A 10747-nucleotide genomic window follows, 5' to 3' on the forward strand; every position below is an offset into this window, starting at 1 on the left:
CGCCCGGGGCGGGGCGGAGCCGACCGTCCTCGCCGAGGCCGGCCTGCCCGTCGGGCGGGTGGTGGCCGCCGTGAGTGATCCGCCGGTGGCGGTCGCCATGCAGTGCGACGCGGACGGCGGCTTCGTGACCGCGCCCGCCGACCCGGCCCGCGTCCGCGCGGACGCCGCCGCCGTCTCGGCCCGCCTGCGGGCGGACGCCACGCCGGCGGGTGCGGGTCCACCACCCGCGACGCTCCCCGCCCTGCTCGCCGCCGCGACGGCGCAGCGGCTGCTCTGCGCGGTCGCCGGCCTGCCGGACCCGGGCGATCCGGACGGCGATCCGCGGCTGCTCGTCGGCCGCCCGGCGGTGCTGGTGGCCGAGGCCCGCCCGCCGCGCGCCGACTACCACCCGTGGGCGGCGGGCCCGGGCCGTACCGCCGGGCCGCCCGACGGACTGGCCGAGGCCCTGCGCAGGGTCACCGCACTCGGCGATCCGCGCCTCGGCGTACTCGACGCGCCCTCGCCCGGTGGCCTGCCGCAACTGCCGGCGGCCCTGGTCTCCTGCCGCACACCCGCCGGAACCCTGGTGGCCGGTGCGGCCCGGACGGACCTGGCCCGGCTGGCCGCCGCCTGCCGGGCCGCCGAACTCCGGCTGGCCGCACTCGACCCGACCGCCCCGGTCGTGGGCGCCGACCCGGACCACGCACTCGGCCGGGCCCTGCGTCGCGCGGCCCAAGCCCGTCCGTCCGAGGGCCGCCCCCTCGCGTGGGCCGCCTGGCGGGAGCACCCCCAGGCGGCGCACTGGTGGGCGGCGCTGGCCCGGCGCCTCGGCCACGCTCCCGAGCTGGAACTCGGCCAACTGGCCGACGAGCAGGCCTTCCTGGCCGTCGTGGCCACCGCCGGTACCGTCCTCGGCCGGGCCGTCGAGGCCACCCCCGCCGACGCGGTCGCCGTCGCCGCCCTGTCCGCCCTGACCCGCCTCATGGCCGCCGGCCACGGCCTGTCCGCCGCCCACCACACCATCTTCACCGGCGCCGCCGCCCCGCTCGCCGCCCGGCGGCAGCCGCCCGGCCGCCCGGACCCAGGCCGCCCGGAGCCAGGCTGGACGGACCCGGGCTGGACGGACGAGGGCTGGACGGACCACTGGATCACCGAACTCGCGGGCCGGGAAGCGGCGTTGCGCGACTCCCTGGGCCGCCTGACCGGGCTGCGCGCCGACCCCTGGCAGCCCGCCACCGCCGCCGCCCGCCCCCTGGCGAACGCCCTGGACGGCTGCGGCTTCACGGTTCTCGTGACCACCGGAGGCCACCCATGACCACCGCCACCGACCTGCCGGTCCTCGACCCCGAGCGGGCGCTGGCGACCACGAGCGGCACCGCCGTCGTCCACCTCACCAGCTGGACCCTCGACCTGGCCGCCCGACTCAGCCGCCACGCGCTGGAGCACCCGGTGCGACTGGTGCCGGTACGGGAGGACGGCGCGCTGACGGTCGTCGGGCCGGTCCTGGAGCCGGGGGCGTCGGCCTGTCTGAGCTGCACCGAGTACCAGCGCCTGGCCACCGCGGGCGGCCGGGTGCCCTGGCACAGCCCCGCACTGGCGCTCGCGGGCACCGGCACCCCGGCCTTCACCGAGGCGGTCGCCGCGCTCGCCGCCGACCTCGCCGCCGACCGGGCGGAGTCCGGGCCGCACGCCACCGTCCACCTCGTCCACGGCGACCGCGCCACCTGGTCCACCCACCTGGTCCGCCCCGTCGGCGGCTGCCCGGTCTGCCGCCCGCTGCCCGCCGACTCGCCCGCCGCCGCCCGGCTGCCCCTGACACCCCGCCCGCTGCCCGATCCGGCCGTGCTGCGCGGCGCGAACGACCTGACGGGCACCGACGGCAGGGCCAACGACCGGCTGCGCGCCGAGCTGTACGACGAGCGTTTCGGCCCGGTCCGGCGCCTGTTCCGCACCGAGGACTCGGCGTTCGCCCTCACCACCGCCTGGGTCACCGACGGCCGGCTGCTCGACGACGGCGGCTACGGGCGGGCCGTGGACTTCCGGTCCAGCGAGCGGGTGGCGCTGTTCGAGAGCGTCGAGCGCTTCGCGGGCATGCGGCCGCTCGGCCGCAGGACCGTCCTGCGGGGCTCCTACGGCGACCTCGCGCGCGACCTGGGGCCCGAGGCCGTCCTCGACCCCGTCCGGCTGGGGCTGCCCGATCCCGCGCACCACGGGCACCCGAACCGGGCCACCGTCCCGTACACCCCCGACCTCGTGCTGGACTGGGTCCACGGCTGGTCCCTCACCCACGCGCGCCCGCTCGCCGTGCCGGAGCACGTCGCCTACTGGGAGCTCCCGGACCGGGACCGCCCCAGGGTGGTCTACGAGTCCTCGAACGGCTGCGGGCTCGGCAACAGCCCCCAGGAGGCCGCCCTCTACGGGCTGTTCGAGGTCGCCGAGCGGGACGCCTTCCTGATGGCCTGGTACGCGCGGACCCCGCTGCCCGGCGTCGCCGTCCCCGTCGAGGACCCGGCCGTCGCCGACCTCGCCGACCGCGCGCGCCTGCTCGGCTACCGGCTCACCCTGCTCGACGCCACCAACGACCTCGGTGTTCCCGCCGTGATCGCCCTCTGCCGCTACCGGGGGAGCCACCCGGACGCCCCGCGCACCTTCCTGGCGGCCGGCGCCCACCACGACCCGCGGGCGGCGATCCGCTCGGCCGTCGCCGAAGTGGTCACCAACGTGCAGGAGGCGGCGCACCGCCCGGCCACCCCGGGCGGGCCGCGCGACCCGAACCGGCTGCGGCCGATGCTGGAACGCCCCGAGCTGGTGGTCGGCCTGGAGGACCACGTCGGCCTCAACACCCTGCCCGAGGCGCAGCCCCGCCTGGACTTCCTCTTCGCCGGCCCGCCCCCGGTGCCCTGGCCCGAACGCTGGCCCGGCGCCCCCGAGCCGGTCACCGACCTGACCCTGCTGCTGGAGCGGACGGTGGCCCGGCTCGCCGAGGAGGGCCTCGACGTCGTGGTGGTCACCCAGGACGAGCCCGGGGTCCGTGAACGGCTCGGCCTGCACTGCGCCAAGGTCGTCATCCCCGGGACCCTCCCGATGACCTTCGGGCACGTCAACCGCCGCACCCGCGGCCTGCCCCGGCTGCTGGCCGTCCCGCACCGGCTCGGCCGCAGCCCCCGCCCGCTGCACCACGACGACCTGGCCCTCCACCCGCACCCGTTCCCGTGACGGCCCCGACCCCCTCCCCGAGGACCCGATGACCACCCACCACCGGCCGACCACCCACTGGCAGAGCCTGCACCTCGCGCTTCCCCTGACCGCCCGGGACGCCGACGCCTTCGTCACCGACGACCTCGCCCCGCTGATGGACGGGCTGACGACGGACCCGGACGCCGACTGGTTCTTCATCCGCTACGGCGAGGGCGGCCCCCACCTGCGGATCCGCTTCCACGGCCCGGGCGCGCCGGAGCAGGCCGAAGGACTCGCCGCCGACCTCGCCCGCCTCGCCGCCCGCCGCACCCCGCCCGCCGGCCCCTGGGCGCCCCGCCACGGCGAGGTGACGGCGGTGCCCTACCGGCCCGAGACCGAACGCTACGGCGGCCCGGCCCTGCTGCCGATCGCCGAGGACCTCTTCGGCCACTCCTCCCGCACGGCCGTCCGTGCCCTGCGGGCCGCCTCCGCAACCGCCGCCCGCCTGCCGCTCGCCCTCGACCTCGCCCACACCACCGCCCACGCGCTCGGCCTCGACGACCTCTCCGCCGCCCGCTGGCTGCGCCGCCACGCCGCCTCCTGGCGCTGGGTCACCGAGTACCGGCCGCTGCCCGGCGCGGCCGTCCACACCAGGGTCAACACGGTGTTCGCCCGGCAGCGGGACGCGCTGGCCCGGCGTGCCCGGGCCCTGCGCGAGGCACTCGACACCGGCGCCGCCGCACCTTGGCTGACCGACTGGTCCGGGCAGGTGGCGGCCGCGGCCGACCGGATGCGCGCTGCCTCGCCGCCCGAGGCCGCCGAGCGGCTGTCCTGGGCCTGGGCCTCCCAGCTGCACATGCTGTTCAACCGCCTCGGCGTCGGTCCCGACGAGGAGCGCGCGGTCTGCCGGCTCGCCGCCCGCACGCTGCTGGAGACCGACCGGCCGTTCGCCTTCTTCCCCGCCGACCGGCACGCCCCCGACTACCAGTACCTGGAGCGCAGCAAGTTCCAGATCGGCCGCAGCGAGGACACCGCGCTGCGCGACCTGGCGCCCCGCCCGGCCCCGCAGGAACAGCCCGACGACGTCCGGCTGCCCGCCGAGCCCCTGCCGGAGCTCACCCTCGCCGAGGTCCTGGGCACCCGTCGCTCCGCCCGCGGCCCGCTGACCGGCCCGCTCACTGCCGCCACCCTCGGCGGGGTGCTCTGGTCCGCGTGCGCACCGGGCCCGGAACTGCGCCGGCCGATCGCCGACGGCACCGACCCCGCCCACCGCCCGTACCCGAGCGCGGGCGCGCTGTACAGCGTCCGTCTGCGCCTGCTCGCCCTCGCCGTGGACGGCCTGCCCGCCGGCACCTACCAGTGCCTGCCGGAGCGCCGCGCGCTGCGCCCGATCGGCCCGGCCCCCGCCCTCGACGACCTCAAGGCCCTCTCCTCCTACCTCTCCCGCCCGGCCGCGGATCCGGACGCCGTCGGCATCGACGAGGCCCCCGCGGTCCTCGCGGTCTACGTCGACCTCGCCCTGCTGCGCAGCCGCTACGGCCTGCGGGCGCTGCGCCTGGGCCTGCTGGAGGCCGGCCACCTGACCCAGAACCTGCTGCTCGCCGCCACGGCCTTCGGCCTCGGCACGATTCCCCTCGGCGGGGTCCACGACGACCTCGCCCACGAACTCCTCGGCCTGGACGACCTGGACGAGCCCGTGCAGTACCTCCTGCCGCTGGGGCGGGTCTGACACCTCGCGTCGGATCAACGCGCGGCCTCGGGTGCCCGGCGGGAGTTGCCGGGCCCGCCCCGGGCCGGGGGCCCGGGCGGTCAGCGTGAGTGGGCGGCGAGGCTGAGCAGCAGGTGGGCGGATTCGGGGTGGTGGAAGTCGGAGTGGGCGCCCGCCGGGTTGAGGCGGGTGGCCAGGCCGCCGCGGTAGACCCGGGCGGCGTCGATGTTGACGATCGGGTGGTCCAACTCGGTGCGCGGGTACGGGGAGGCGGTGGGGCGCAGCCGGGTGCTGAACTGGGGGACGGGGGCGACGCCGGTGCCGGAGTGGCCGATGCCCGGGCGGCCCTCGGCGCGCAGGTGCCAGAAGCCGGTGGCGCGGTCCCAGCGGGAGTGGGTGAGCACCAGCGGGCCGCGCAGCGGGGCGCCGGGGCGGCCGGGGCCGAGGAACAGCCGGGGGAAGAGGTGGGTGAAGGCGTCGCGGGGCGCGGCCATCTGGAAGACCAGCGCGCTGTCGACGGTGAACGGCCGGGTGGGGTCGCCCGGCCGGCTCCAGCCCAGTACCGGCGGCCCGGCGGGCCGGTCGGCCGCGTACTGGACGGCCTCGCAGAGGAAGCGGCCGCCGAAGGAGTGGCCGACCAGGTGCAGGTACTGGCCGTTGCGGTTGGCCAGGACGCGGGGCGAGGCCGGGTCGCCGCGGTCGGCGTCCAGGTAGCCGAGCAGGTGGCCCAGGACGCGCCCGGCCTGCCCCTGGGCGCTCATGGCGTGCGCCCGGGCCCGGATCCGGCGGTAGCCGGCCGGCGACGGCAGGCTGGAGGACGGCCAGCGCACCACCACGCACCACGGGCGGAACCCCCTGGTCAGCCCGGGGTAGGCGGTCGGCGCGGACCGGTGCAGGGCGGCGGCCTCGGTGAGCAGGGCGGCGGCCGAGCGGTCGGCGGCGGCGGGGCTGGTCTGCCAGCCGTGGACGTAGACGTAGACGTCGGTCGCCCGCGGGGGGATGCGCAGGTGCCGGGCGAGGTGTTGGGCGATCCGGGCCTCGGGCACCGGCGTGCGGGTGCCGGGGACGAGCAGCCGGCCCTCCTCGTCCAGGTCGACGGTGGCGGTGGCGATGGGCGTGGGCGCCGTCACGGGGTCAGCTCCAGGATGCTGTCGAGGCCGCAGTGCAGGGAGTAGGTGAGCGCCAGCGGGTTGCGGTACTCGCGGGCGAACCGCCGGACCAGCTGCTGGGTGATCTCGCCCGCCGTGAACTCCCCGGTCAGGTAGAGGTCGAGGAAGGCGAAGGCGTACTCGGCGGCGAAGACCTGCGGGATCTCGATCTGCGGGCCGAGCACGCCGTTGGCGCCGAGGTCGACCAGCGCCCGGCCGAGGTGCTCCAGTTCGGCGGCCGTGGACTGCCCGGTGTGGCACGCGTTCAGCAGCACGAACGGCCGGAACATGGCGTCCGGCGCCTCGGCGTGCCGGCGGCGGTGGCGGCGCACCAGGTCGGCGTCGATCTGGCGGTCGTCGGAGAGCCGGACGGCGAGCTGCTCGTACGGGGAGTCGCCGGCGACGAACTGGCCGTGGCACCAGAAGTACATGACGTCCTCGTCCAGCACGGCGGAGGACAGCGCCTTGAGCAGCGGCTCGGACTCGGTGCGCACGGTCAGCTGGGAGCGGTCCTCCAGCAGCTTGCGGACCTCGGGGGCCCGGCCGACGTCGGTGAGCTGGTCGTCGGTGTTGAGGCTGGTGACGGGCCTGGTGCGGGCCGGGTACGGCGGCTGGATCGGCGGGTAGCCGGCGCCGGTCTGCTCGACCTGGTGGCGGTGGCCGAGGAAGTCCGCCCACGGGTCGGCGTGGCCGCCGTCGACGGCGAGCATCGGCCAGGGCAGGTGGAGGTCGGAGTCGAAGCTGATCCGCAGCGAGCCGTGCTCGGTGAGCGTCCGGGTGAGGTACTCGCGGAAGACGGTGAGCTCGCGCTCCGGCCCGTCGAGCATCACCTCCAGGAAGTACCGTCCCTCCTCGGCCAGTTCGGCGACCTGCCGCTCGGCGACGCCGGCCAGCCGGTTGAAGTCGACGGCCTGGGCGAAGGGGTAGCCGCCGATCGGCTCCGGGTCGTACTGGACCAGGCGGTCGCGCCAGACGGTCCGCAGCCGGGAGGCCCGGGCGAGCAGGGCGGGGGCGGACACCTTCAGCTCCGCGCGGTGGGGGCGGGACCAGGGCGTGCGCTCGCCGGGCCGGAAGGCGGAGACGAACAGGTCGTCGCGGTGGCGGCGCAGCGAGACCACGAGGTCCAGCGGGGCCGGCTCCTTGGCCTGCGGGGCGTCCGGCGCCTGCTGCCGGGGGAGCCGGGTGAAGTCGGCGGAGGGGTTCTGGCGGATCTCGACGAGGAGGTCCCGGGCCACGCGATTACTCCTCGTCCTGGGCGATGTCGGCGACGGTGATGGCTTGAGAGGTGACGGCTTGGGCGGCGACGGTGGCGGCTTGCGCGACGGGCGGGACCTCGACGACGGCGCACAGGTCCTGGAGCACGGCGCCGTGCCCCCGGTCGTAGACGGTGATCCGGACGGTGTGCGGCCCCGGCACGGACGGGGTCAGCGCGAAGCGGACGGGCTCCCCGGCGGGGCTGTAGTCGGCGACGGGCGGATCGAGCACGGCGTCCGAGGCGGCGACGGCCACCAGGCGCAGGCCCGGCAGCTCGCCGGGGTCGCTCTGCGGCACCTCGGGTTCCAGCCGCAGTTCCAGGTGCACGGCGGCCCCCACCGCCGGCTCGTCGAGCAGGGTGAGCCGGGGCCGCCAGGCCGTCCTGGCCGGCGCGGGCGCCGGGGGGCGGTGCCGCGACCCGCGCGAGCGCCGGATCAGCGCGGCCGGCTCGGACGGTTCCGGGCCGAGCTCCGCGCGGACGGGTGCGGCCGGCAGCGACTGCGGCCCGCCGCCGTCGAGTCGGGCCGGCGACTCGGCTGCGCCGCCGTCGAGTCGGGCCGGCGACTCGGCTGCGCCGCCGTCGAGTCGGGCCAGGGCCGTCCGGCTCTCCACCGCCAGCGGATGGCCGGGGCCCATCAGGGTCCGGCGCGCGGTGTGGACGGCCGCCAGCAGGCCCTGGGCGGCGTCCCGGCGCCCGCTCGCGGCGAGCGCGGCGGCCAGGCCGACGGCCAGCGTGGGGAACACCGGGAGCAGCCCGGGGCGCAGGGTGCCGAGGCTGACGGCGACGTCGTCGGCCTGCCGGTGCCCGGTCAGCAGTGCCCCGGCCGGGATCCGGTCGGCGACGATGCCTTCGTACACCCGCACCGCCCCGACGGCGTCGCCGGCCCGCAGCCGCGCGTGGGCGAGGCTCTGGCGGATGCTCAGGGTGAGGGAGTTGCGGGGGCCGTGGCTCGCGGCGCACTCCTCGGCGAGTTCCTCCAGCCGGACGACGGCGCGCAGCGGCCGCGGGCCGCAGGCCAGCAGCAGCGCGTGGGCCTCGCGGGCGGTGAGGGTGGCGTCGTCGGTGCTGCCGAGGGCGTCGTCCGCGCAGGCGGCGAGGGTGGCGGCCAGGCGCACCGCCGCGTCGTGCTCCCCGTTGAGGTGGCGGGCGAGGGCGAGGACGCACCCGGACCGGACGAGGCCGGGCAGGGCGGGGCCGGCGGGTCGGGTCCAGTCCGGCGTCAGGGGCGACAGTTCGGCGATCGCGCCGGCGTGGTCCCCGGCGAGCACCAGGGCCTGGGCGAGGCCGTACCGCACGGCGTGGGCGAGGAGGTGCTCCGGACCGAGGGCCGATTCGACGGCGGCCAGCACCTCCCGGTAGCAGTCGGCGCCCTCCGCGTACCGGCCGGCCTCGACGAGGTTGAGCGCGATGCTGTCCCGGTCGTCGAGAGCGTCGAGGGTGTCGAGGGCGTTGAGGGAGTCGAGGGCGCCGGGGTGTTCGGCACCGAGGATCCGGGTGCGGTCGGCCAGCAGGGCGCGGTAGAGCGCGTCGGCGCGGTCGTGCTCCCAGCGGCGGCGGTGGGCGTGGGCGAGGTCGGCGCGCGCGGTGAGGGCGTCGGGGTGGTCCTGGCCGTGTACGCGCTCGTGGTCGGCGAGCAGCATCAGCCGTTCGACGATCTCCTGCCGCTGCCGGCCGGCGCGGGCGTGGGTGGAGGCGAGGCTGGAGCGCTCGCCGAGGGTGTCCGGGTGGTCCGCGCCCTGGACCCGGCTCCGGTGGGCGATCAGCTCGGTGAACAGGGCTGTGGCGCGGTCGAGTTCGCCGGTGGCGAGGACGGCCTCGGCGAGTTGGGAGAGCTGGTGGAGGGTGTCCGGGTGGTCGGGGCCGTGGATGCGCGCACGGTCGGCGGCCAGTGCCTCCCGTTCGGCCTCGGCCTGGTGCAGGAGGCCCGCGAGTCGGCGGTCCTGGGCGAGGCTGCCGCGACAGGCGAGGGTGCCGGGGTGGTCCGGGCCCTGGAGCCGGATCCGGTCCCGCAGCAGCGCCTCGTCGAGTTCCGTCGCGGGGCGGTGGTCGCCGCCCGACCGGTACGTCCAGGCCAGCAGGAACCGGGCGCCGAGGGCGTCGGGGTGGTCCGGTCCGAGCACCCGCTCGGTGTCGGCGACCAGGGGCGCGGCCAGGTCGAGCGCGCGTTGGAGGTCGTAGCCCGCGCGGTACGAGGACGCCTGCCACCAGCGGGCGTTGAGGGTGTCCGGGTGGTCGGCGCCGAGCACCCGGGCCCGGTCGGCGGCGACGGCGCCGAAGGCCTCGGCCGCGCGGCGCTGGTCGTCCGCGTCGCGGTGGGCGGCGGCCTGCCACCACCGGGTGGTGAGCGTGTCCGGGTGGTCCGGGCCCTGCGCCCGCTCCTGGTCGGCCAGCAGCGCCGTGTACAGCTCGGCGGCGGCGGGGTGGTCGCCCGCCGCCACCACCGACCGTGCGAGGCCGAGCCGCGCGTCGAGGGTGTCGGGGTGGTCCGGTCCGAGCACCCGTTCGTAGTCGGCGACCAGGGCCCGGAACAGGTCCACCGAGCGGTCGTGCTCGGCCGCGTCGCGGCAGGTCCGGGCCAGGCCGAGCCGGGTGTCCAGGGTGGTGGGGTGGTCGGCGCCCAGGACCCGGGCCAGGTCCGCGACCAGTGCCTCGTACAGCTCCAGGGCGCGGTCGAGTTCGCCGACCTCGCGGTGGCCCGCCGCCTGCGAGCGCCGGGTGTCGAGGGTCTCGGGGTGGTCGGGGCCCTGGAGCCGGGTGCGGTCGGCCACCAGCGCGGAGTGCAGCTCTGCGGCGCGGCGGTGCTCGCCCGCCTCGCCGTGCGCCCAGGCCAGGGAGCCGCGGGCGTCCAGGGCCAGCGGGTGGTCGGCGCCGTGGAGCCGGGTGCGGTCGGCGGCCAGGGCCTCGTAGCGGGCGATGGCGCGGCGGTGGTCCTTCGCGGCGGAGGTGGCCCAGGCCAGTCCGGCGCGCGTGGCCAGGGTCTCGGCGTGGTCGGCACCGCGGATCCGGGTGTCGTCGGCCACCAGTGCGTCGAACAGCTCCACCGCGCGGCGGTGGTGGCCGGCCCGCTGGTGGCCGTTCGCCTGCCACCAGCGGGCGGTGAGGGTCTGGGGGTGGTCGGCGCCGAGGATCCGGCTGCGGTCGGCCGCCAGCGCGTCGTACAGCTCCACCGCGCGGCGGTGCTCGCCGGCCTGCTGGCAGTCGTGTGCCAGCCACCAGCGGGCGTTGAGGGTGTCCGGGTGGTCGGGGCCCTGCAGCCGGGCCCGGTCCGCGACGAGCTCCTGGTGGAGCTCCAGCGCCCGGCGGTGCCGGCCGGCGGCGGTGAGTGCCTGCGCCAGCGCCAGACGGGCGCCCAGGGTGTCGGGGTGTTCCGGTCCGTGGACGCGGGCGTGGTCGGCCACCAGGGCTTCGGACAGCGTGACGGCCTGCCGGTGGTCGCCCGCCTCCCGGCAGCTGTCGGCGTGCCACCAGCGGGTGTTGAGC

5 protein-coding genes and 1 pseudogene are annotated in these 10747 nt (G+C 77.7%); 3 read left to right on the forward strand and 3 right to left on the reverse strand.

The features are described 5' to 3' along the window. The 3 genes and pseudogenes from ACFVX9_RS38930 to ACFVX9_RS38940 form a co-directional block, all read left to right on the forward strand. A pseudogene (locus ACFVX9_RS38930) lies at positions 1 to 1294 on the forward strand (hypothetical protein); the annotation flags it as partial. Further along, positions 1291 to 3195: a TOMM precursor leader peptide-binding protein gene (locus tag ACFVX9_RS38935; RefSeq protein WP_380373640.1), complete on the forward strand. Its 1905-nt coding sequence runs from the start codon at positions 1291 to 1293 to the stop codon at positions 3193 to 3195. The pseudogene ACFVX9_RS38930 and the gene ACFVX9_RS38935, both read left to right, overlap by 4 nt. A gap of 28 nt (positions 3196 to 3223) precedes the next feature. Further along, positions 3224 to 4885 (forward strand): thiopeptide-type bacteriocin biosynthesis protein, encoded by a 1662-nt coding sequence (locus tag ACFVX9_RS38940; protein ID WP_380485023.1) that lies wholly within the window; start codon positions 3224 to 3226, stop codon positions 4883 to 4885. An 80-nt stretch (positions 4886 to 4965) separates the two neighbouring features. On the opposite strand, the gene ACFVX9_RS38945 is transcribed toward ACFVX9_RS38940, so the two are convergent. From ACFVX9_RS38945 to ACFVX9_RS38955, 3 genes are all read right to left on the reverse strand, one after another. Next, complete coding sequence (locus ACFVX9_RS38945; RefSeq protein ID WP_363376373.1) at positions 4966 to 5994, reverse strand: hypothetical protein; 1029 nt, start codon at positions 5992 to 5994, stop codon at positions 4966 to 4968. Next, positions 5991 to 7247 carry a CHAT domain-containing protein gene (locus ACFVX9_RS38950; protein WP_063345885.1) on the reverse strand — a complete coding sequence of 419 codons (1257 nt, stop codon included), beginning with the start codon at positions 7245 to 7247 and terminating at the stop codon, positions 5991 to 5993. Before ACFVX9_RS38950 ends, ACFVX9_RS38945 begins: the two co-directional genes overlap by 4 nt. Positions 7248 to 7251: 4 nt before the next feature. Beyond that, a partial coding sequence (locus tag ACFVX9_RS38955; protein WP_387986947.1) for a tetratricopeptide repeat protein occupies positions 7252 to 10747 on the reverse strand: 3496 nt, incomplete at its 5' end.

This window comes from Kitasatospora sp. NPDC058243, from assembly GCF_042882025.1.
Taxonomy (GTDB): domain Bacteria; phylum Actinomycetota; class Actinomycetes; order Streptomycetales; family Streptomycetaceae; genus Kitasatospora.